This is a genomic window from Flavobacterium sp. TS_SC_5, assembly GCF_056156265.1.
In genome coordinates this window covers 405,782-426,730 of sequence record NZ_CM149588.1, presented here as the reverse complement: position 1 = coordinate 426,730, position 20,949 = coordinate 405,782, and the positions used below count along the sequence as shown (strand labels likewise).

The window sequence follows — 20,949 nt, the reverse complement described above, 5'->3', positions numbered from 1 at the left end:
GTTCCCAGTTTATAGCAACCTTAAATTAAAATTAGAATATTCTAAGAATTAACATTAGAATTTTTAATGTTGACCGTATTAAAAGTAATATTTACAATTGTCCCTTTGTCAGGTTCCGATTGTATTTGAAGTTCTCCGTTGTGCATCCGGATTATTTTCATGGCAAGCGGAAGTCCCAAACCATACCCATTGTATTTTGATGCTTTTTTCCCTCGAAAGAAAGGCTCATAAAGATGCGGAATATCTTCTGCAGGAATTCCAATTCCAATATCAGTAATTGAAATTTTAATACTTGAAGAGTTGGCAGATAAAGTAACAAAGACCGTTTCGTTATCCGAATATTTGACTCCATTTGCGATAATATTATTTAATGAAAGTTCCAATAAAGATTTGTTACAAGGGATTTCCAGCAAGCTTGGGTCGCTTGGAATTTTCATGAACTTTATCGTTACTCTGTTATTGGGATAAATTTTATCAATATCTGATTTTACATCCATTAAAAGTTCATCAATCCGCACAATATCCAATAATTGTTTTTTGCCGTCATATCCGGTCTGTGTTAGTTTCAAAAGGCTTTCCGTAAGATCGCCAAGTCGGGATGCCTGACTATGAATATTTTCTAATGACGAAATATAATCTGCAACATTTCTTTCTTTCAAAAGCATGATTTCTGCTTCGGCAATTATGGTAGTCACGGGCGTTTTTAATTCGTGCGAAGCATTATTAATGAAATTTGCTTGGATTTCGAATGAGGTTTCCAAACGATCCAGCATGTTGTTAAAAGTCTTTGTCAAATCGCCAATTTCATCCGAACTCTTAGTGTCGGGAAGTCGATTGTGAAGATTTGATGCGCTGATTATTTTTACTTCATCCGTAATTCGCGCTACTGGATTAATCACTCTTCTGGCCAAAAATCTTCCAAAAAAATATGCCATTAAAATAAAAGCCAGTCCTCCAAAAAAGAGTATTTGAATGATATAAATGCTGCTTACATTTCCTCTGCGGTCCACCGCAGTGATGATTACAATATATTTTTGATTGGATTCCGTAAAAATTTGAGCATAAAAATAACGGTTATTATCCTCAATCCAATTCGAACCATTTGTCATTACTTTCGAATAAAAATCAGCTGGTAAGTCAAGGTCAGTGTTGTATTCAAAGGTGGTTTTTCCGCTTACTTTTAAAACATAATTGTTCTCATTGATGAGTTCTTCAAGCCCATTGGCTTTAAATTCTTTGAAATAACGGGTTTTTACTGGATCATTTTGGTAATGTATCGATGCTATAATTTTGGCCCGATCTTGTAATCTTTTCAAAAAGTGATATTGGTTGTTTTGTTTGAATAGGAAGAAAACCACCAAACTTAATAAAAGTGTGCTGAGCGTTGAAAGCGCAATATAGGTAAAAGTGATTTTTTTCTTAATTTGCATTTTTTAGTTTCAGTACATAACCCAAACCTTTCATGGTGTGAATTAGTTTAGTTTCGTATGGTTTGTCAATTTTTTTTCTCAAATAGTTAATGTAAACATCAATAACGTTTGTGTTCATCTCAAAATTAATATCCCAAACATTATCTAAAAGTTGTTCACGGGATAAAATTGTATCAGCATTAATAGCCAGATAATATAAAAGTTTAAATTCTTTGGCCGTTAGTACAATGGTGTCGCCATTTCTGGTTACAGATTTTGTTTTCGAATTAATTTGAAGATCATCAATAGTGATGATTTCATTCGGTTTTTGTATTTGACCGGCTCGTCTGGAAAGTGCGTTGACCCTTGCGTCAAGTTCCAGGAATTTAAAGGGTTTCAATAAATAATCGTCGGCGCCGGAATTTAATCCGTTTATTATATTTTCAGTACTTCCTAAAGCGGTAAGTAATAATATGGGAACAAAGTTTTTTGAGGCTCTCAAACGTCTGCAAATTTCAATACCATTAATGTCAGGCAACATTACATCTAGAATTACCACATCAAAATTGTGATTCGAAAGTAAATCTAAAGCTGTTGTTCCGTCAAGAGCAACACTTACATCGTGATTGTTTTCTGAAAATCCTTTGCGGATAATTGACGAAAGATTAGGTTCATCTTCAACTATTAATAACTTCATTAAGACTACTATTTTTACAAATCTAACAATTAAACTTTTATTTTTTTTCGAAAAAACCAACGCTAAACCAATATTAACAAAACCTTATAAATAGTTGAAAGTTGTATTTTTAGCTTTTTTGATCCAAATCAGAACATTTTTTTGGTCTTTAATATTGATTTATTACTACTTTTTTCTGTAACATTTTTCGTTTTGTGTTTACTAACGAAGTATATAAAACAGCGTTATGAAAAAGATAGTTGGTATTGTTTTCTTATTCCTTTTTGGTTTTTTCTTATTTTATGGCAACCTTCCGGTAATCAATTATGGTTTTACAGGTTTTGCCTTTATTTTGTTGGTTTTAGTGATTCTAGCCATTGTGTTTTCTCTTGGATTGACAGTCTCGCAGCAAACAAAACAGGTCAAGATTGTCTCAAAACCTAACAAGATTTTATTTGTTTTGGCAATAGTGCTTTTGGTATACTGCATTGCGCTTCCTTTTGTAACCAGCATAAAAATGTTCCGAAGCGATTCGTATCAAAAATTGATAGGCGAGGTGAAAAATGGCCAAAAAATCACCAATCACATAGCGCCAATTTCGATTGATAAAATCCGTGTGGTTGATGAAGAACTAGCCCATCTTTTGGGAGAGAAAATTTTAGGTTCGCAACCTGCTTTGGGAAGCCAAGTCGAATTAGGAGATTTTTGTATCCAAAAAGTAAACGACGATTTGTATTGGGTTGCACCTTTATTGCATTCGGGTTTTTTGAAATGGTTTAATAACCAAGAAGGAACTGCGGGATATGTTATGGTTTCTGCAACCAATGAGCGTGATGTAAAATTAGTTCAGAATATAGCAGGGAAGGATATTAAAATTAAGTACCAGCAAGGCGCCTATTTTCAAAGTGATATTCACCGACACGTTTATTTTAACGGAAATGCTACGGTTGGTTTGGCTGATTTTAGTTTTGAGATTGATGATGCTGGAAACCCGTTTTGGATTGTTACGAAATATGAAAAAAAAATTGGTTTCTCCGGAAAAGAAGCCATCGGTGTTATTGTGGTTGATGCGCAATCGGGTGTTATAAATGAATATTCAATTGCTAAAACGCCAAAATGGGTGGACCGAATTCAGCCTTTGGATTTCATTGAAGATCAGTTGAATGATTGGGGCGAATATGTTCATGGATATTGGAATTTTTCTAATCAGGATAAACTTCAAATTACGGAAGGGTTGACATTGGTTTACGGAAAAGATAATAAATCGTATTGGTATACGGGATTGACTTCCGTTGGGAAAGAGGAATCTGCGGTAGGTTTTGTTTTGGTGGATACCAGAACTAAAGAAACTACTTTTTATAAACAAAGTGGCGCAACGGAATATGCGGCTCAAAGTTCGGCACAAGGGAAAGTTCAAGAGAAAGGATATAAGGCGTCTTTGCCTATTCCGTACAATATTAATAATATCCCCACCTATGTGATGACGCTGAAAGATGACGGCGGCTTGGTTAAAATGTTTGCGATGGTTGCCATTTCAGATTATACGATTGTGGGCGTGGGCAATACGATGCGAGAAACCTTGACTTCGTTTAAAAACGTCTATAATATGGCGGATAATAAAATAAATCCCAATAGTGTTTCTAATAAAAAATCGCTGAAATCAGTCGTGACGCGAATCCAAAATGATGTAAAAAACGGGAATAGCTTCTATTATTTTAAAGTCAAAGATTATCCTAATATTTTTGTAGGTTCTTCACAAATATCCAATCAATTGCCGGTGACAATGGTGGGCGACAGTGTCACAATTTCTTTCGATGTAGATTTAGAAGAAGTTATTGATATATCAACTTTTGAGAATAGTAATCTCAAATTGATTATGAAATCGAATTGATAAAAAAGGGCTTAAAGAAAATTCTTTAAGCCCTTTTTTTATTTTTTTTGCAACAGTTTAAAAGAAGTAGCTTTGAACCGATTATTAACTACTTTGCCAGTAACTTCAGCTTTTCTTATTGCCGCACAAAAACCATCATCGGCATGTGCATCTCCGTGGGAGTCGATGGAACTTCCGTCAACAAAATAAGATTTTCCGTCAATGCGAACGGCTAATTCACAACCGTGTCCTTCCATCCCAAACTGGCATTGTCCACAGGAGGCTTCGACAATTTGAGGTTTTGGTTCTTCTTTTTTTTCCTGAGCACTTGCAAATGTTGCGGAGAACAACATAGCTAAGTACAGTATCTTTTTCATAATGATTTAAATTTCACTTTAGCTAAGATACAGATTTTTTTACATCGAATAATTTTTAAACATGTAAATCCACAATAATCTCGAAAGACGAATGTTGATGGAAGCCATTGCAATTATCACCACGGCAATAATTGGAATGATTCGTAAATCGAAAGTTTCGGTAAAGAAGAATTGGGCAATAACATAGGTTGCAATTCCTTGCGCTACTGTTAAACCATAATTGACATACATGGCTCCAAAAAAGTAACCGGGTTCTTTTTCGAATTTATAATTGCAATGAGAACAATATTCGTTCATTTTAGGGAATCCAAAATTGAAAAAGATACTTTTTTCATTGAAAACTTTGCCTTTAAGACAATGAGGGCAATCATTATTTAGGATATGGATAATTGATTTTGACATCGTAATTATTTTTATCAAAGGTATTTCTTATTCATATCATGTATGTTTTCTATATTCGCTAATTATAGCACAATAAAGACATTTTGAGCAAAATGAAAAAATATCCTATTTATAACATTCAGCGGTTTAACTGCAATTCTGTGAATAGTGATTTGTATATTAATACCTTTAAAAATCACTTAATTGATCATAGTTTTGTTGAGGAACCGCATCGTCATAATTCGTATGTGTTGGTTTTTTTTACCAAAGGTTCGGGAACGCATGAAATTGATTTCGATATATTGACGATTCAGCCGGGAAGTATTTTTTTCCTGCAACCTGGACAAATGCACAATTGGAATTTATCTGATGACGTGGAAGGATTCGTAATTTTCTACTCGCAGGAAATGTATAATCTTTATTTTGGACAAAAAACAATCGCCGACTATCCATTTTATTCCTCGGTGGACAATAAACCGGAAATGGTTTTTGGCGCATCCGAATTGAAAGCGATTCTGCCTTATTTTGAAAGTCTGATTGAAGAAACACAATCGAATCAGCTTTTGAAGCAAGATAAAATCATGAATTTGTTGGATGTTATTCACATTGAAATTGCCAGAAAATATAGTGAAACACAGCTGCACGAAGCACATTCGTATAATGTGAAAATTAAAAATTTGGAAGTGCTCTTAGAGAATAATTTTAAAACAGAAAAGGCGCCTTTTTTCTACGCTTCACAACTCAATATTACTTTGAAACACTTGAACAGGATTTGCAATGAAATGTTACAAAAAACCACAACCGAAGTGATTACAGCTAGAATTATCCTTGAAGCGAAACGCATGCTGATGGATAAAAAGTTTACCGTCAATGAAATTGCAACGGAATTAGGCTTTGATGATTATTCGTATTTCACCCGATTTTTCAAGAAACATACTGGAATGACTCCGACAGATTTTAGTACTTCTAAAAAGTAATGGGGGGTCAATGTCGTTTCCTTAAGACGTTTGTCAAGTCGAGCGCAGTCGAGACTAACCGTTTAGTTTCGACTGCGCTCGACTTGACAATATTATCTATAGTAAATTACGAATGCACGGTAACCAAACTGGCTGCTTTCTTCGCTTTTTCTACCACTTCTTCAATTGGAGTTTCTAAAGTATCATTGACTAAAGCTACAGCCATTCTTCTATACGGTCTTGAAGTTGGTTTGCCAAAGATTCTGAAATCAGTTTTTGGTAAAGCGGCAATATTTTCTATTCCGGAATAGGTTGGATTTGTATAATTTTCCGAAGCTAAAATTACAGCGCTAGCTCCCGATTTTTCTAATGTAATTTCGAAAATAGGCAAACTCAAAATCGCTCGTAAGTGCAATTCGAATTCGTTGAAGTTTTGTGTTCCGGCTAATGTCACCATTCCGGTATCATGAGGTCGAGGCGATAATTCCGAGAAATAAACGCCATCATCAGCCAAGAAAAATTCGACTCCAAAAAGTCCTGCGCCACCCAAAGCTTCGGTTACTTTTTCGGCCATGTCTTGCGCTTCGTACAAATCCTTGTCAGATATTCTGGCGGGTTGCCAGCTTTCCTGATAATCGCCACGTTCTTGACGGTGACCTATTGGCGCACAAAAAAGTGTTGGGTTATTATTTTGAACAACGGTTAATAAAGTGATTTCCGAATTAAATTTGACAAATGCTTCTACAATTACCTCTACCACATCGCCGCGGGAACCTTCCACAGCATAATTCCATGCTTTTTCGATATCCGCTTCGGTTTTTATGGTTGATTGTCCTTTTCCGGACGAAGACATTAAGGGTTTTACCACGCAGGGCATTCCAACGGCTTCAACTCCTTTTTGTAATTCCTCTGCAGTGGTGGCGTAGTGATACTTGGCGGTTTTTAATCCTAATTCTTTGGATGCTAAATCTCGGATTGCTTTCCTATTCATAGTGAAGTTCGCCGCTTTCGCAGAAGGAACTACGGTGATTCCTTGCTTCTCGTAATCATAAAAACGTTCGGTTCTAATGGCTTCGATTTCAGGAACGATGAAATCTGGTTGGTGTTTGGTGACGATTTTGTCTAACGCATCTCCGTCCAGCATATTGATGACTTCAAAATCATGGGCAACTTGCATTGCCGGAGCATTTTCGTAACTGTCCACAGCGATTACGGTTTGTCCGATGCGTTGTGCTGCGATTGTAAATTCTTTTCCTAATTCGCCTGAGCCTAGCAGTAGTATTTTCATTTTTTTGAAGTCTTAATTAGAATGTAAAAATACTAAATTGCTTTTTTATGACTGCCCATTCGCTATAAACTTTGCCCGAAAGTCAATAGATTATGATCCGGATCCAAAATTGAAAATTCTTTTTGTCCCCAAGGTTTGATTTCCAGAGGACCATTGGGATGAATGGCAACGCCGTTGTTCAAGAAGTTGCTATAAACAGTTTCAATATCCTGCACCCGAATGTAAACTCCTGAGTAATTTTCAACAGAATCAAGGGTAGCAAATTCAAAAAAATGAATTTCAATGCTGTCTTTTTGCACCATCAAATACGCGTCAAAATCCGCGCTACCCAATTCCTGAAAACCCAATTGTTTGATATAGAAATTCCGTGTAATTGCTTTGTTACGCATGGGTAACTTTGGGTTGATGGCGGTGAGCATGGTGGTTTTATTATTAATGTTGATGTGGTTATTTGTTTTTTGGCTTTTTATGAAGGTGCATAAAGGAGTTTTGGGCTGTTGGTTTTTTTAAATTTCTATTTTAAAGCTTTTTAACATTCGATTATATATACTCTCATAATCAAGAACATCTGTTTTTGATGTAGTTAAAGCATCAAAATATTCACAGTGTAACTCTTTAGATCCTTTTTTATCATAAACACTATATCTTATTCTTCTGGCAACTTCCGTGTCTCGATAAGTGGTAACGGTAACTTCAAGACTTAATGGTCTTTTAAACTCATAAATAAATCTTTTTACAGCTGCTTCAATATTCGTCATATGTCCATTACAAGCTGCTGTTCCGCAAAATAAGTTGTTTTTTTTTTGAGCTTTTTCTGTTGGAAGCATTCGAAAGGATATTAAATGACACCAATGCCAAGAAATATTAGATTTTATTTTATCAGGAATTATTAGGACGCCTTCTTCAATTAATTTTAGAGAGTGATTGGTAGCACTTTCTTTCATAACCTGTAATTGAGAAGGAGTTCTTTTCCTATTTAAATCTGTAAGCTTGAGTGAGTCTATCGTTATAGTATTTTGTTTGATTTTAGCCCTTTCAGAAAAGACATTCGAGTCAGTTAATTTTATGTCCAATTTCGGAGGTTGTGATTTAGAATAAATTACTTCACCAACATTTATGAACTCATATTTTGAGGGGAAAAGTGGAATTCCATTAATAGAAATATGACTAGGGATTGAAAAACAAATTTCCTCAGAAATATCAATATAATCCGTATCTACATTGCAACCATTAGTTTTAATGATAGTTTTAGTTCCTGCATTGTAAGTAATATTTATGTCTGATTTTTGTTTTAGACCATATAGAGTTGGATTTCTCATCGATGTATTTTTAATTTACATAAAGAATTATAAATTGAAGCCTCTAAAATAGCTTTAATCTGCCAAAATTTTATACGAATGCTATTTTATAGCATTCAATTTATCTCTCTAAAAATATAAAATTAAAAACAAAAATCATCAGAAATTTCATTGTTTTTATTATATAGTTTATATGTGTAGGAACAGCTTACAAACAATCCGTACTATATTAGAAAAATTAGGATTTTTGCAGGGTTTGCGTGAGGGAGTGCAGTGGAAATCCTTTATATTTTTTCTTTAAAAATATAAAGATTGAAGCGGAAAGCCCGACCCTTGTGGTCACGCCCAAAAACAATAAAACCCCAAGAATATCTTGAGGCTTTGATGGTATTATAAGTTGGATTTTTGACTTTCTAACTTTCGATTTTATGAGTTTTGACTATAGTGCCAAAGCATCTTTGATTCTTTTTAATGCTTCTTTCAAGATCTCGTCGCTGGTTGCGTAAGAGAAACGAATACAGTCAGGATTTCCAAAAGCGTCACCTGTCACCGTTGCTACGTTAGCTTCGGCCAAAAGGTACATTGATAAATCCATTGCATTTTTGATTTCGGTTCCTTTTAATGTTTTTCCGAAGAAAGAAGAAATGTCCGGGAATACGTAAAAAGCTCCTTCAGGAACGTTGATTTTTACTCCTGGAATTTCTTTTAATAATCCAACCACTAAATCTCTACGGCTATGGAAAGCGTCAACCATGTGTTTCAATACACTTGGATCAGCATCTACTGCTGTAATGGTAGCGCGTTGTGCGATAGAATTTGCTCCTGAGGTTACTTGACCTTGAATTTTTGTACAGGCTTTGGCAATGAATTCTGGCGCTCCAATGTATCCAATTCTCCATCCTGTCATGGCGAAAGCTTTAGCAACTCCATTTACAGTGATTGTTCTTTCTAACATTCCTGGGATGGATGCGATGCTGCAAAAAGTCCCTGAGAAATTGATGTGCTCGTAGATTTCGTCAGCTACAATATATACATGCGGATATTTCTCCAACACTTTGGCAAGAGCCGTTAATTCTTCTCTATTATAAACAGATCCACTTGGATTACAAGGAGAACTGAACCACATCATTTTTGTTTTTGGCGTGATGGCTGCTTCTAATTGTTCTGGTGTGATTTTGAAATCAGTATCTACAGATGTAGGAACTTCTACAGGAACTCCACCGGATAATTTTACGATTTCGAAATAAGAAACCCAGTAAGGTGCCGGTAAAATCACCTCGTCACCATCGTTTAACATTACTTGTGCAATGTTGTATAAGGATTGTTTTGCTCCTGTTGAAACTACAATTTGAGACGGTTTGTAGTCTAAATCATTGTCTCTTTTGAATTTTCTGCAGATGGCTTCTTTTAATTCAGCATATCCTTCTACTGGAGAATAAGTGCTGTAATTTTCGTCAATCGCTTTTTTTGCTGCTTCTTTGATAAAGTCAGGCGTATTAAAATCAGGTTCGCCTAAACTTAAACTGATAATGTCTTTTCCTTGTGCTTTTAATTCTCTGGCCAAAGCAGCCATTGCTAGTGTTTGTGATGTTGCTAGATTGTTAATTCTATCGGATAATGGATTCATTGTAATAGGTTGTAGTTAGTTTATTAATTAGTAGAGCTGCACCGCAGTGCATCTCTAGGTGTTATATGACTATGTAAGTTCCGGTTTCATTCCCAACTCTTTCAAATGCTTGAAATGGGCAATAACAGCACTTCGCATTGTTTTGTATTCGTAATACGGCAAGTTGCATTCTTGAGCCGTTTCTTTTACGATGCTAGCAATTTTTCCATAATGTACGTGACTGATATTTGGAAAAATATGGTGCTCAATTTGGTGATTTAATCCTCCGGTGTACCAGTTTACGATTTTGTTTTTTGGAGCAAAATTAGTAGTGGTAAACAATTGGTGTATCGCCCAAGTATTGTCCATTTCACCTAATTCATTTGGTGATGGATTGGTTGTTTCTTCTACAACGTGTGCCAATTGGAATACAACACTCAGAATTAATCCTGCAGTGTAATGCATCACGAAGAAACCAATTAATACTTTCCACCAAGTAATTCCAATAACGATAGGTAAAACAATCCAGATTGAAACATAAATTACTTTTGTGATAATTAAAGTCGTCCAAAGTATTTTCGGACTTTTTAATTCTCCGTACGATAATTTCCTTTTAATATAATTACGCATCTGTTTAAAATCAGTTGTGATTGCCCAGTTGAAGGTTAGCAATCCATAAAGAAAAACAGAATAATATTGTTGAAAACGGTGAAAATTGTACCATTTTGCATCTTTTGTAAAACGAATAACGCGTCCTGCGTCCAAGTCCTCATCGTGACCCGGAATGTTTGTATAAGTATGGTGCAAAACATTGTGTTGCACTTGCCAGTTGTATACATTTCCTGCCAGTACATAAATAGTTCCTCCCATGAATTTGTTAACCCAGGTTTTGTTAGAATACGAACCGTGATTTCCATCGTGCATCACATTCATTCCTACGCCGGCCATTCCAATTCCCATAACAATTGTCAACAGAATATGTGCCCAAAATGGCATACCAAGGGTCAAAATTATAAAGTAAGGTGCAAGAAAAACAGAAAACAAAATTATGGTTTTTAAATATAGTTTCCAGTTGCCTGTCTTTGGGATGTTGTTCTCTTTAAAGTAGTTGTTAACACGTGAGTTAAGTGTTCTAAAGAACTTTAAGCTATCTTGCTTAGCAAATGTTGGAGCATTATTATTCATATATTTTCAATAAAGTTCAAAGGTAATTATTATAAATTTTTCGATATACAAAATTGGGATAAATATTTTAACTGTAAAGTATTACTTTTGTTAAAAAAAATAATAGATGGACGAGATTCTTAGGTATTTTCCTAATTTAACTGATATTCAGAAAGAGCAGTTCGAAAAGCTGGATTTTTTATACCATGATTGGAACGAAAAAATCAATGTTATTTCGAGAAAAGATATTGATGCTTTGTACACCAAACATATTTTGCATTCGTTGGGAATTGCCAAAATTATAAATTTCGAACCAGGAACTTATGTTTTGGATGTTGGAACAGGTGGCGGATTTCCTGGAATTCCATTGGCGATTCTTTTTCCTGAAACGCGTTTTTATTTGATTGATATTATTGCCAAGAAAATAAAAGTGGTTCAGGCTGTTGCTGAAGGTTTGGACTTGAAAAATGTAAAAGCCGAGCAAATGCGTGCCGAAAACGTGAAGGGAGATTTCGATTTTATCGTGAGTCGTGCCGTAACGAATATGCCGGATTTTGTTTCTTGGGTAAAAACCAAAATCAAAAAGAACAACAAACACGAATTGAAAAACGGAATTCTCTATTTAAAGGGAGGAGACTTAACTGAAGAATTGAAGGATTTCCCGAAAGCTACTGAATACAATTTAGCTGATTTCTTTGAAGATGAATTCTTTGAAACTAAGAAAGTGGTGCATTTGCCGTTGAAGTTTCAATTATAGTCGTTTGGTTGAAATTTTAAAATATAGATTTCCTTTTAAAATTATGAGGCAAATATTATTGATTTTATTTTTTACGGTTGTAAATTCAATAAGTGCGCAGAATATTTATATGCAACATTTCGGTGATTCTAAAAATCCGCCGGTAATTTTTATTCACGGAGGTCCTAGTGGGAATTCTAATTTATTTGAAGCTACAACTGCACAAAAATTAGCAGAAAAAGGTTTTTACGTAATTGTTTATGACAGGCGAGGAGAAGGTCGTTCTAAAGATGTGAATGCGACAATGACATTCAATGAAAGTTTTGAAGATTTACAGGAAATTTATAAAATTTATGGTATTGAGAAAGCAAGTCTTATTGCTCACAGTTTCGGGGGGATTGTTGCAACATTGTTTACCAATGAATTCCCAGAAAAGGTAAAAAGCTTAATTTTAGTTGATGGTTTATTTTCTCAACAAAAAACCTATGATCATATACTGAGAGAAGCAAAAAAGCAGTTTAAAAATGATTCTTTAAAAATAAATCAAATTAGAAGTACCAAAAAACTTAGAAAAGATTCAGCTTTATATAGAAAACAATGTTTTGAAATTGCAGATCAATTGCATTTTTTCAATATGCCAAGTCCAACTTTTGAAAGTGAGAAGTTAAGATCTGATTATGCAGAAACATATATTTACAAAACAAGTTATAGGAATTTAGAATCACCTATAAAGTTTTACAAAAATGAAATGAAAAACAATTTAAATACAATACCAATTTTAAAAAACATAATTAAGATTGGTATTCCAATAAAAGCATTTTATGGCAAGAATGATAGAATTTTTTCAGATAAACAATTGTCAACTTTGGAAACGGTTGTTGGTAAGGACAATTTTGAAATTATAGATAATTGTTCTCATTATTCTTTTGTAGACCAGCAACTAGCTTTTCTAAATTTTGCAAATCAATTTCTGTCCAAATAGATTTTTGTTGCTAATCATTTTTTATTAAATATTCAAAAAGCCGAATCTAAAATTTTAGATTCGGCTTTTTTTGTTATTGTTAAAGTTCTTTCAGACTTTCGACTTTCAAACTTTAGGACTAAATTATTCTCCTAAAAACGGGTATCTGTAATCAACTGGAGTAATAAAAGTTTCTTTGATCGTTCTTGGTGAAGCCCAACGCAACAAGTTCAATGCTGAACCTGCTTTGTCGTTCGTTCCTGATGCTCTTGCGCCACCAAAAGGTTGCATTCCTACAACAGCCCCCGTTGGTTTATCATTGATGTAGAAATTACCGGCCGCATTTTGCAATTTGGTAGTCGCTTGCTCAATTGCATAACGATCTTGACTGAAAACCGCACCTGTTAACGCATATTCTGAAGTGGTATCAACTAGTTCTAAAGTTTCTTCCCATTGATCATCTTCGTAAACAAAAATCGTCATTACAGGTCCGAACAATTCGGTTTCCATTGTTGAATAATGAGGATTTGTGGTTACGATAATCGTTGGTTCAATAAAATAACCGACAGATTTATCATAATTACCACCAACGATAATTTCAGCATCAGCATCTTTTTTAGCTTGGTCAATAAAACCAGCCAATTTGTCGAAAGAACCTTCGTGAATAACCGCAGTAATAAAGTTTCCGAAATCTTCAGGAGAACCCATTTTCATCGATTTTGTATCGGTGATTAATTGCTCTTTTATAGCTGGCCACAAACTTTGTGGAACATAAGATCTTGAAGCTGCAGAACATTTTTGACCTTGAAATTCGAATGCACCACGAACAATTCCTGTTGCCACTTGTTTTGGATTCGAACTTGGATGTGCGATGATAAAATCTTTTCCTCCAGTTTCACCAACAATTCTCGGGTAGGTTTTGTAATGGTGAATGTTTGTTCCAATTTTTGCCCAAATATCTTTGAATACATGAGTTGAACCTGTAAAGTGAATTCCAGCGAAATCACGGCTTGCTAAAACAGTATCCGTAATCATCAAAGCATCTCCAAAAACAACGTTGATAACGCCATCAGGAACTCCTGCTTCTTTGAAAACTTCAATGATGATTTGTGCTGAGAAAACTTGGCTGTCGCTTGGTTTCCAGATCACAACATTTCCCATCATAGCAGCACTTGCAGGAAGATTTCCGGCAATAGCAGTAAAGTTGAACGGTGTAATCGCGTACACAAAACCTTCAAGAGGTCTGTACTCTAAACGGTTCCACATATCCGAATTTGATTTTGGCTGATCGTTGTAAATTTGGGTCATGAATTCTACGTTGAAACGTAAAAAATCGATAAATTCACAAGAAGCATCAATTTCAGCTTGGTGTATGTTTTTAGATTGTGCAATCATTGTTGCCGCATTTATTCTTGCTCTGTATGGACCGGCAATCAATTCAGCTGCTTTTAGGAATATAGCTGCTCTTTGTTCCCAAGCCATATTTGCCCAAGCAGTTTTAGCTTCAAGTGCATTTGCAATTGCTTGCTCAACATGTGTTTTTTCGGCTAAATGATAGGTTCCTACGATGTGTTTGTGATCGTGAGGAGCAGTCATGTTTTTGGTGTTTCCAGTTCTAATTTCTTCGCTTCCGATATATAAAGGCACATCGATTTTAGAATTCCACATTTTTGTGTAAGCTGCTTGTACAGCTGCTTTTTCTGGTGAATTTGGTGCGTATCCTTTTACTGGTTCGTTTACCGCTTTTGGTACATGAAAAAATCCTTTTAACATATTTGTAAAATTATAAAATTAGAAATCCTTGTAATGTGTTTTTAAATATTGCACAAAAGTACGAAGGATTGTTTGAAAAAAGATGTTTTTTGGTGTAAACTAAAAGCAATGTGGGTGGAAGTCGTGTTATAGCCCAGATAGAAATGGAAAGCTTTTTGTGGTCTCATTATATTTTTTCTTGCGAAATAAGAGCGACTTTAGAAGCTCCTTATTTTAATTAGAAAAAAATAAAGGAGGCGACTAAAACTTGAAATGTATAGCTGGATTAGCTCTTAAATAAAAAGTAATTTTAATTCAAAGCAAACGGCGCACATAACCTAAAAGTAGGCACGATAACTTTGAAGTTTTTTGTTGACGTGAAATTGATCATGTTGAAATAGCCTTTCATGGCGCCATAAGGGGACGACAATAGGCAACCTGAGCTGTAGGTGTGAAATTCGCCTGGTTTTAAGACGGGTTTTTTACCAATTACGCCTTCGCCATCAACGATCTCGATGTCATTTAAGGAATCAAAAATTTCCCAATGGCGGGAAATCAGCTGAACGGAATCCTTACTTTGATTTTCGATTGTGATTACGTAACTAAAGGCAAAGTGAATTTTGTAGTTTTTGAAGTAAGTACCCTCAAAACTAGTCAATACCGAAATTTTTATGCCTCTTGTTATTTGAGAAACCATACTAAATGGAAGAATATTTGATTATTATTGACAAATTTACAAAAAAACGGTGTCGTTTTACCAAATTTAGCAAAAGTTTTTTAGTTGATAATATTTATCGAATTTGCCATTCCTTTACCTACAACTCTGTCGTATCGGTCAATGTTTTCTCTGTAATAAACTACTATAGTGTAGTCATTTTCTGTTTGGTAAAAATTACCGTCAATTGCATTTTCATAGTCAATTGCTCCTTTTTCGTCAGCGACTTTATATTCAAAATTCGCAAATCCCTGTTTAATTAAAATTGCTTTTTCATAAATCGCTTTTTTGGGATTGTACTCCATTTTGTATTCTGGGGACAGCGTGTAATTGTTGAACATTCCAGTAACATAAATATTTTTATTCAATCGGAATGTAGGTGCCGAAAGACTGAAATAAACCCAGGCATAATCAGCCTCGATTTCGTTATTAGCTGAGTTTAAATTGTTGACAACAAAATTTCCATTGACATCTTGGGTAAAGGAATACGGGAAATTTGCCCTGGCGGCGCTGGTGTACAAATATGAACCGTAAATAGGTGTGTTAGAATCAATTCGGGCGACATTGTTGCTTGCTGAACGGATGTCTTTATTTTCGAAAAATAAAAACTCATTTCCTGCCCAAAACTGAGTTTCCGAATCATATTTGTAAATCAAATCATTACCAATAGTGTATTGCGGAACTATATTTTTAATGCCAGTATTCATTTGGCCGTTTTGCAGTAATAATACTTTGATATTTCGCAACGGCGTTTGAAAAGTAATGGTATTGGATCGAATAGTGAAATCTAAATTTTGCCTTAATTCGATGTTATTAATTGTTCTGGCTCGTTTGACTTGGATGGGAACTGTAACCAAATCTTCGTATAAAATGAACTTTCTGGAAAATACAACTGCTTTATTCTCATCTAAAACTTTAATCATATAGTTCCCGCTGATTTTCAATTGTTGGGTAAACTGATTCGGAATTGCTAATTTGTAATGCGAGTATATTTGTAGAGTGTTGAATGAATTGGTGTAATCCTGAATTCTTTGGTTGTCAAAACCTTCCAAGTATTCGTTTTTTGGAATTGCTGTTGGATTCCAATTGTAATCGCAATGAATTATTTCGTAGTAATAATTGGCTTCATTGCCAAAAAGATCATCAAATTGTAGTTGAAATCCTTCGCCCAGTTTTAAAATTGGAATTGTATTTTGGTTATTTTGCACAAATGAAATCGTCTTGATGTGGTATGGCGGAGCGATTTCTTTTTCTACTTGTGCAAATGCAGAAGTAAAAATGAAAAATACTATTATTTTCTGGAAAAAGGAAGTGGGCATAATGGTGATAGTTGCTTTGATGTAAATATAACGAATTATGCCCTAAGATATTATTTCCTGAAAAAGCACTAACTATTTAAAACAAACTGGGATAATTTCCCCTTTGGCTAAACAATATTTTTCTACTAATTCGGGTGTGATTTTATTTGTGTAATCTTCTTCAATTACTTTAAAACCAATACTTCGTAATTTATCAAAATAATCGCGTCCATAAATCCGAACGTGATCGTATTGACCAAAGATTTTAGCACGTTCTTTTTGATCCGTAATAGTATCATCGGCAAAAGTGGTGGCTCTGGATAAATCCTGTGGAATTTGTAAAATAGCCATTCCCCCCGGTTTCAAAACCCGATACAATTCCTGCATGGCTTTTGTATCGTCTGGAATATGTTCTAAGACGTGATTACAAAGAATAACATCATATTGATTGTCTTCAAAAGGCAAATTACAAATGTCTGCTTTTACATCCGCCAAAGGCGAAAATAAATCGGTTGTTGTGTAGTCCAGATTTTTTTGGTTTCGAAACAATTTATAAAAAGCTTGCTCTGGTGCAAAATGTAGTACTTTCTTTTTTGCTACCGAAGTAAAAAAATCGGTTTCTTCATTTAAATACAACCATAATAAACGGTGTCTTTCCAATGAAAGTGTACTTGGCGAAAGCACATTATTTCGCTGTGTTTCGTATCCATAAGGCAACATCGATTTGAAGCTTTTTCCGTCGATTGGATCGGTGAAATTAGTTCCTCTTAATGAAAAAGCGATAATAGGTCGCGCCACATAACTCAGCCTAATTAATAAAGGACGAGGAATAGTATTGAGTATAAGTTTAAAAAGTTTTTTCATTACAGAACCAAAGGTGTTTGTCTAAACTCATCTTCCTCATTACTCACGATTCCTAACGCTTTGTAGATATAAGCAAACGTGGATAATATTTCCGGTTTTCCATCAATAATGGCTACGTCGTGCTCAAAATGGGCGCTTGGTTTTCCGTCAGCTGTAGTGATTGTCCAGCCGTCTTTATGCTGCTTGATGTTTCGGGTTCCCATATTAATCATCGGTTCAATGGCGACAACCATTCCTTCTACAAAAAGTTTTCCTCTACCTTTTTTACCATAATTAGGCATTTCAGGATCTTCATGCATTTTTTGGCCCAAGCCGTGACCTACTAATTCACGTACCACACCATAACCATGTGATTCGGTATATTTTTGAATGGCGTTTCCTACGTCTTCAACGCGGTTTCCTAATTTTAACTCACGGATTCCTACGTACAAAGATTCTTTGGTAACCTGTAATAATTTTTTAGTTTCAGGAGCAACTTCGCCTATTTCAAAAGAATAGGCATGGTCACCATGGTATCCGTTTTTAAAAGCACCACAATCCACAGAGATTACATCACCGCTTTCCAATGGTTTATTATTTGGAATTCCATGCACCACTTGTGAGTTTGGACTCATGCAAAGTGAATTTGGGAAACCGTATAATCCAAGAAAACTTGGTTCCGCACCATGATCACGAATAAATGTTTCGGCTAATTTGTCTAGATATAAAGTGGTGACTCCTTCTTTGATTTCAGAAGCAATCATTCCTAATGTTTTTGATACGATCAACGCACTTTCGCGCATTAGTTCTATTTCTTCACGAGATTTTACAATAATCATAATTCTTGTTTTTCAGTCTGCAAAAGTACAATTTTATAAATTATTTAATCTGGATTAGCCATTATTTTAAAAAGCTCTGAATTCGAAACATAAAAACGATTCTCTAAAGTAATCTTCGAAAGTTGTGCGCTTACTAAATTATTTTCTCTAGTATTGATTAAAAACAAGGAACTTTCACCAAAAGAAAATAATCTTTCTTCTGAATTTAACATCGTGAGATTGTCCTGGACCAAACTTTTTATCAGCTCTTTTTGTCTCAGCAATGATTCAATTTCTATTTTTTGGGCATTGATTTTATTAGTCAATTGTACTTTTTCAAGGTCCAAAGTAAATTCTGTTTCTTGAACTTTGAACTTCGCCAGTTTTAAACTTCCGCGCTCTTTTCGAAGAAACAAAGGAAAATAAAAATCCAATCCAATTTTATAATCCTCAAACTGATAATTATCAATATAGCTGGGTTCTGAAATATAAGAGTAACCCACATCAATTTTTGGCAAAAGCATGTTGGCTTTCAGTTTTCGTTCTACATTAAGCATATCAATCTTGCTTTGCAATGCGTTGATTTTTGGATGATTGGTGATAGAGAAATCGGTGTTTAGTAAATCATTCGTTTTTAAACTTTCCTGAATCGTAAATTCCAATTGGGTTTCAGGAATTAAGTCATCGGATAATTCTAGCGGTATATTGTTTTCCAACCAAAGAAAATTTGCGAGTTCTAATTTGGCTTTAGCCAATTTCAGATTTGAATCCTCCAAACTTAATTTTCTGTTTTTAACAATAATTCCGGCTTCAACACTATCAATTGCAGGTTTGTCTCCTTGATTGATTAAAGATTGAATTCCCTTAAATCTAGTTTGTGCATTTTCATTATATTCATCGTACAACTGCACTTCGCTGAAGTTTTTTTTCCAATTAAAATACGCCAATGAAGCATCATATAAAACTGCAATAGCCTGTAGTTTTCGTTCTGCCTGACTCAATTGTATTTGCATTTTTGCTTTTCGTACATCCGCCATTCTTTGATTGATAAACAGCCCTTGTCCAAGTGGGACGGTCACTCCTAAGGAGGATAATCCTTGATTGGGAAGGGTATTTTGCGGATTCAAGTATATGCCGTCACTATTGTCGAAACCCGCTTTAATCTCGATTCCGTACCAAGTTGGGATTTTGAAACTGCTGTTTAATATCGAATAATATTCAGTGTCTTTGAATTGTTTTTTGCTGAAATCAACCTCAATTTTAGGGTCAAAACCACCACGGGCCATCATCAAATTAGCTTGTGCCTTATTGATTTCTAAGTTGGCATTCCTGACCAGCGGATGGTATTTTTTTACATACCCCAGGAACTCTGTATAAGTGAATTCTTTTGAGGTGATATCTTGGGCTGTTGCAGCAAAACCCAAAAATAAAAATGCTAAAAATAGTTGTTTCATTATTTTTTATCTGTTGTTGGTTTTACCGCGGGTTTGTAATAATTAGGAGGGAATCCGTTCAAGGATCTCCACAATTCAAACCATACTGGCACATTTTCTAGTAAAGCAATAGTTTGCGCTCCAGCTCCAATACTCAGTTGTTCAGGCCATTTTTCATCATTTTTATCAGGTGATATTAAGACCCGATATTTACCATTGACGCTAATGAAATTTTCAATGGCTACAATTTCACCACCAAAGGTACCATACGACATGTTGGGCCATCCGGAAAACACAATTGTAGGCCAGCCATCAAACCACACCCTAACTTTTTCTCCTTTTCTTAACAGCGGAAGGTCAATTGGATTTACAAAAGTTTCAACGGCAATGTCATACTTTGATGGCATTATACTTGCAATTGGGGTTCCTTCTTTTATGGTTTCCCCTATACCGGACTGCAATGCCCTATTGATGTATCCGTTTTGCGAGGCTTTGATATAATACATTCCGTTTCTAATGCTGTAATTTGCATACTGATTTTCGAGTTTGTTCACCTGCGCATCAGTGTCATACTGACTGCTGAGGGCTGTGAATTTGTCGCTGTTGGCTTTCGAAACTTTCTCTGCATACTCTGCGCTTATTCTGTTTATCTCCACTTTGGCATTGATAAACTCGTTTTTACTGGTTAAGAATTTGTTTTCCTGAGTGATAATTTTCGCTTCTACTTCCTGTAATTTCAGCCTTTTTTCTTCAATATCAGTAAGCGGTTTTAGTCCTTCTTTATTCAGCTGAACAGAACGATCGTACTGTGTATTGGCTATCTTTAGCTGGGTTTTTACGGCAACTAAATCCATACTGTCGCTCTTTATTTTCAAAACTGATTGTTTGATTTTATTTTGTGCTTGCTCCAGTTTTAAAACTTTTTCTCTTTCAATGGCTTGTATTTGGCCGGTGAGCGTGCTTACTTTAGAACCATACGATTGCAAAGATTGTTTTTTTGCATCTATTTGATTTTTTGTATTCTGAACTAAATTTGGATCCATATAATCCTCTTTGATTTCTGAAATAAATACGATTGTGTCGCCTTTCTTTACAAAATCACCTTCCTGAACATACCATTTCTCAAGTCGACCAGAAATCACACTTTGAATGGACTGCGGTCTTTGGTCGGGTCTTAATGTGGTAACGCTTCCGCTGCCTGAAATGTTTTGTGTCCACGGTAGGAAAAGTGCTATCACACCAATAATTGAAACCCCTACAATAATTTTATTTAAAATTTTATAATGAGGTCTGTTGACCAGGTTTTTCACCGTTGTAAAACGATCTAATGGCGGCAGTTTTGTTTTATTGTCAGATATGTTTAGCATT

Annotated in this window: 20 protein-coding genes; 4 read left to right on the top strand and 16 right to left on the bottom strand. The window is 35.0% G+C overall.

The window, feature by feature from the left end:
- Nucleotides 1-41: 41 nt before the first annotated feature.
- Both AC0J6S_RS01905 and AC0J6S_RS01900 read right to left on the bottom strand, forming a co-directional pair.
- A complete protein-coding gene (locus tag AC0J6S_RS01905) occupies nucleotides 42-1,430 on the bottom strand; it encodes a HAMP domain-containing sensor histidine kinase (protein WP_474955186.1) in 1,389 nt (462 codons plus the stop codon).
- Nucleotides 1,420-2,106 (bottom strand): response regulator transcription factor, encoded by a 687-nt coding sequence (locus AC0J6S_RS01900; protein WP_474955185.1) that lies wholly within the window; start codon nucleotides 2,104-2,106, stop codon nucleotides 1,420-1,422. The genes AC0J6S_RS01905 and AC0J6S_RS01900 overlap by 11 nt, the downstream gene beginning before the upstream one ends.
- Before the next feature lie 226 nt (nucleotides 2,107-2,332).
- Between AC0J6S_RS01900 and AC0J6S_RS01895 the strand changes: the two genes are divergently transcribed.
- Nucleotides 2,333-3,976, top strand: a complete 1,644-nt coding sequence (locus tag AC0J6S_RS01895; RefSeq protein WP_474955184.1) for a hypothetical protein — start codon at nucleotides 2,333-2,335, stop codon at nucleotides 3,974-3,976.
- Between the two features lie 38 nt (nucleotides 3,977-4,014).
- On the opposite strand, the gene AC0J6S_RS01890 is transcribed toward AC0J6S_RS01895, so the two are convergent.
- Nucleotides 4,015-4,332 (bottom strand): DUF6370 family protein, encoded by a 318-nt coding sequence (locus tag AC0J6S_RS01890; RefSeq protein ID WP_474955183.1) that lies wholly within the window; start codon nucleotides 4,330-4,332, stop codon nucleotides 4,015-4,017.
- A 39-nt stretch (nucleotides 4,333-4,371) separates the two neighbouring features.
- Nucleotides 4,372-4,734, bottom strand: a complete 363-nt coding sequence (locus tag AC0J6S_RS01885; protein ID WP_474955182.1) for a DUF983 domain-containing protein — start codon at nucleotides 4,732-4,734, stop codon at nucleotides 4,372-4,374.
- Between the two features lie 92 nt (nucleotides 4,735-4,826).
- On the opposite strand from AC0J6S_RS01885, the gene AC0J6S_RS01880 reads away from it, so the two are divergent.
- Nucleotides 4,827-5,690, top strand: a complete 864-nt coding sequence (locus tag AC0J6S_RS01880; RefSeq protein WP_474955181.1) for an AraC family transcriptional regulator — start codon at nucleotides 4,827-4,829, stop codon at nucleotides 5,688-5,690.
- Nucleotides 5,691-5,796: 106 nt separating this feature from the next.
- Here AC0J6S_RS01880 and purT read toward each other — a convergent pair whose 3' ends face one another.
- The 5 genes from purT to AC0J6S_RS01855 all read right to left on the bottom strand — a co-directional run bounded on the left by purT (nucleotide 5,797) and on the right by AC0J6S_RS01855 (nucleotide 11,046).
- The gene (gene purT, locus AC0J6S_RS01875; protein WP_474955180.1) at nucleotides 5,797-6,957 is read right to left on the bottom strand and encodes a formate-dependent phosphoribosylglycinamide formyltransferase; all 1,161 of its coding nucleotides are present in this window, start codon (nucleotides 6,955-6,957) and stop codon (nucleotides 5,797-5,799) included.
- A 62-nt stretch (nucleotides 6,958-7,019) separates the two neighbouring features.
- On the bottom strand, nucleotides 7,020-7,376 hold the full coding sequence (locus AC0J6S_RS01870; RefSeq protein ID WP_474955179.1) for a bleomycin resistance protein: 357 nt from the start codon (nucleotides 7,374-7,376) through the stop codon (nucleotides 7,020-7,022).
- An 87-nt stretch (nucleotides 7,377-7,463) separates the two neighbouring features.
- The gene (locus tag AC0J6S_RS01865) at nucleotides 7,464-8,276 is read right to left on the bottom strand and encodes a hypothetical protein (RefSeq protein ID WP_474955178.1); all 813 of its coding nucleotides are present in this window, start codon (nucleotides 8,274-8,276) and stop codon (nucleotides 7,464-7,466) included.
- Nucleotides 8,277-8,694: 418 nt separating this feature from the next.
- A complete protein-coding gene (locus AC0J6S_RS01860) occupies nucleotides 8,695-9,882 on the bottom strand; it encodes a pyridoxal phosphate-dependent aminotransferase (protein WP_113634703.1) in 1,188 nt (395 codons plus the stop codon).
- A 69-nt stretch (nucleotides 9,883-9,951) separates the two neighbouring features.
- Complete coding sequence (locus AC0J6S_RS01855; RefSeq protein WP_474955177.1) at nucleotides 9,952-11,046, bottom strand: fatty acid desaturase family protein; 1,095 nt, start codon at nucleotides 11,044-11,046, stop codon at nucleotides 9,952-9,954.
- A 106-nt stretch (nucleotides 11,047-11,152) separates the two neighbouring features.
- Here AC0J6S_RS01855 and rsmG point away from each other — a divergent pair, with 106 nt between their 5' ends.
- Nucleotides 11,153-11,782: a 16S rRNA (guanine(527)-N(7))-methyltransferase RsmG gene (rsmG, locus tag AC0J6S_RS01850; protein WP_474955176.1), complete on the top strand. Its 630-nt coding sequence runs from the start codon at nucleotides 11,153-11,155 to the stop codon at nucleotides 11,780-11,782.
- Between the two features lie 43 nt (nucleotides 11,783-11,825).
- Nucleotides 11,826-12,743, top strand: a complete 918-nt coding sequence (locus AC0J6S_RS01845) for an alpha/beta hydrolase (RefSeq protein ID WP_474955175.1) — start codon at nucleotides 11,826-11,828, stop codon at nucleotides 12,741-12,743.
- Between the two features lie 123 nt (nucleotides 12,744-12,866).
- Here the strand turns inward: AC0J6S_RS01845 and pruA are convergent, their stop codons facing one another.
- The 7 genes from pruA to AC0J6S_RS01810 all read right to left on the bottom strand — a co-directional run bounded on the left by pruA (nucleotide 12,867) and on the right by AC0J6S_RS01810 (nucleotide 20,948).
- Nucleotides 12,867-14,495 carry an L-glutamate gamma-semialdehyde dehydrogenase gene (gene pruA / locus AC0J6S_RS01840; RefSeq protein ID WP_474955174.1) on the bottom strand — a complete coding sequence of 543 codons (1,629 nt, stop codon included), beginning with the start codon at nucleotides 14,493-14,495 and terminating at the stop codon, nucleotides 12,867-12,869.
- A 289-nt stretch (nucleotides 14,496-14,784) separates the two neighbouring features.
- The gene (gene apaG, locus AC0J6S_RS01835; protein WP_474955173.1) at nucleotides 14,785-15,171 is read right to left on the bottom strand and encodes a Co2+/Mg2+ efflux protein ApaG; all 387 of its coding nucleotides are present in this window, start codon (nucleotides 15,169-15,171) and stop codon (nucleotides 14,785-14,787) included.
- 80 nt (nucleotides 15,172-15,251) lie between these two features.
- Nucleotides 15,252-16,508 (bottom strand): type IX secretion system plug protein, encoded by a 1,257-nt coding sequence (locus tag AC0J6S_RS01830; RefSeq protein WP_474955172.1) that lies wholly within the window; start codon nucleotides 16,506-16,508, stop codon nucleotides 15,252-15,254.
- Nucleotides 16,509-16,580: 72 nt separating this feature from the next.
- On the bottom strand, nucleotides 16,581-17,351 hold the full coding sequence (locus AC0J6S_RS01825) for a methyltransferase domain-containing protein (RefSeq protein WP_474955171.1): 771 nt from the start codon (nucleotides 17,349-17,351) through the stop codon (nucleotides 16,581-16,583).
- The gene (gene map / locus AC0J6S_RS01820; protein WP_474955170.1) at nucleotides 17,351-18,169 is read right to left on the bottom strand and encodes a type I methionyl aminopeptidase; all 819 of its coding nucleotides are present in this window, start codon (nucleotides 18,167-18,169) and stop codon (nucleotides 17,351-17,353) included. Before map ends, AC0J6S_RS01825 begins: the two co-directional genes overlap by 1 nt.
- A gap of 44 nt (nucleotides 18,170-18,213) precedes the next feature.
- Nucleotides 18,214-19,602 carry a TolC family protein gene (locus AC0J6S_RS01815; RefSeq protein ID WP_474955169.1) on the bottom strand — a complete coding sequence of 463 codons (1,389 nt, stop codon included), beginning with the start codon at nucleotides 19,600-19,602 and terminating at the stop codon, nucleotides 18,214-18,216.
- Nucleotides 19,602-20,948, bottom strand: a complete 1,347-nt coding sequence (locus AC0J6S_RS01810; protein WP_474955168.1) for an HlyD family secretion protein — start codon at nucleotides 20,946-20,948, stop codon at nucleotides 19,602-19,604. Before AC0J6S_RS01810 ends, AC0J6S_RS01815 begins: the two co-directional genes overlap by 1 nt.
- Nucleotide 20,949 lies beyond the last annotated feature (1 nt).

Bases quoted from the DNA above. Each gene is read 5' to 3' on its own strand.
- AC0J6S_RS01855 (WP_474955177.1), bottom strand. From the start codon at position 11,046: ATGAATAATAATGCTCCAACATTTGCTAAGCAAGATAGCTTAAAGTTC.
- AC0J6S_RS01860 (WP_113634703.1), bottom strand. From the start codon at position 9,882: ATGAATCCATTATCCGATAGAATTAACAATCTAGCAACATCACAAACA.
- pruA (WP_474955174.1), bottom strand. From the start codon at position 14,495: ATGTTAAAAGGATTTTTTCATGTACCAAAAGCGGTAAACGAACCAGTA.
- rsmG (WP_474955176.1), top strand. From the start codon at position 11,153: ATGGACGAGATTCTTAGGTATTTTCCTAATTTAACTGATATTCAGAAA.
- map (WP_474955170.1), bottom strand. From the start codon at position 18,169: ATGATTATTGTAAAATCTCGTGAAGAAATAGAACTAATGCGCGAAAGT.
- purT (WP_474955180.1), bottom strand. From the start codon at position 6,957: ATGAAAATACTACTGCTAGGCTCAGGCGAATTAGGAAAAGAATTTACA.
- AC0J6S_RS01900 (WP_474955185.1), bottom strand. From the start codon at position 2,106: ATGAAGTTATTAATAGTTGAAGATGAACCTAATCTTTCGTCAATTATC.
- AC0J6S_RS01825 (WP_474955171.1), bottom strand. From the start codon at position 17,351: ATGAAAAAACTTTTTAAACTTATACTCAATACTATTCCTCGTCCTTTA.
- AC0J6S_RS01895 (WP_474955184.1), top strand. From the start codon at position 2,333: ATGAAAAAGATAGTTGGTATTGTTTTCTTATTCCTTTTTGGTTTTTTC.
- AC0J6S_RS01845 (WP_474955175.1), top strand. From the start codon at position 11,826: ATGAGGCAAATATTATTGATTTTATTTTTTACGGTTGTAAATTCAATA.
- AC0J6S_RS01890 (WP_474955183.1), bottom strand. From the start codon at position 4,332: ATGAAAAAGATACTGTACTTAGCTATGTTGTTCTCCGCAACATTTGCA.
- AC0J6S_RS01815 (WP_474955169.1), bottom strand. From the start codon at position 19,602: ATGAAACAACTATTTTTAGCATTTTTATTTTTGGGTTTTGCTGCAACA.
- AC0J6S_RS01810 (WP_474955168.1), bottom strand. From the start codon at position 20,948: ATGCTAAACATATCTGACAATAAAACAAAACTGCCGCCATTAGATCGT.
- apaG (WP_474955173.1), bottom strand. From the start codon at position 15,171: ATGGTTTCTCAAATAACAAGAGGCATAAAAATTTCGGTATTGACTAGT.
- AC0J6S_RS01880 (WP_474955181.1), top strand. From the start codon at position 4,827: ATGAAAAAATATCCTATTTATAACATTCAGCGGTTTAACTGCAATTCT.
- AC0J6S_RS01870 (WP_474955179.1), bottom strand. From the start codon at position 7,376: ATGCTCACCGCCATCAACCCAAAGTTACCCATGCGTAACAAAGCAATT.
- AC0J6S_RS01865 (WP_474955178.1), bottom strand. From the start codon at position 8,276: ATGAGAAATCCAACTCTATATGGTCTAAAACAAAAATCAGACATAAAT.
- AC0J6S_RS01830 (WP_474955172.1), bottom strand. From the start codon at position 16,508: ATGCCCACTTCCTTTTTCCAGAAAATAATAGTATTTTTCATTTTTACT.
- AC0J6S_RS01905 (WP_474955186.1), bottom strand. From the start codon at position 1,430: ATGCAAATTAAGAAAAAAATCACTTTTACCTATATTGCGCTTTCAACG.
- AC0J6S_RS01885 (WP_474955182.1), bottom strand. From the start codon at position 4,734: ATGTCAAAATCAATTATCCATATCCTAAATAATGATTGCCCTCATTGT.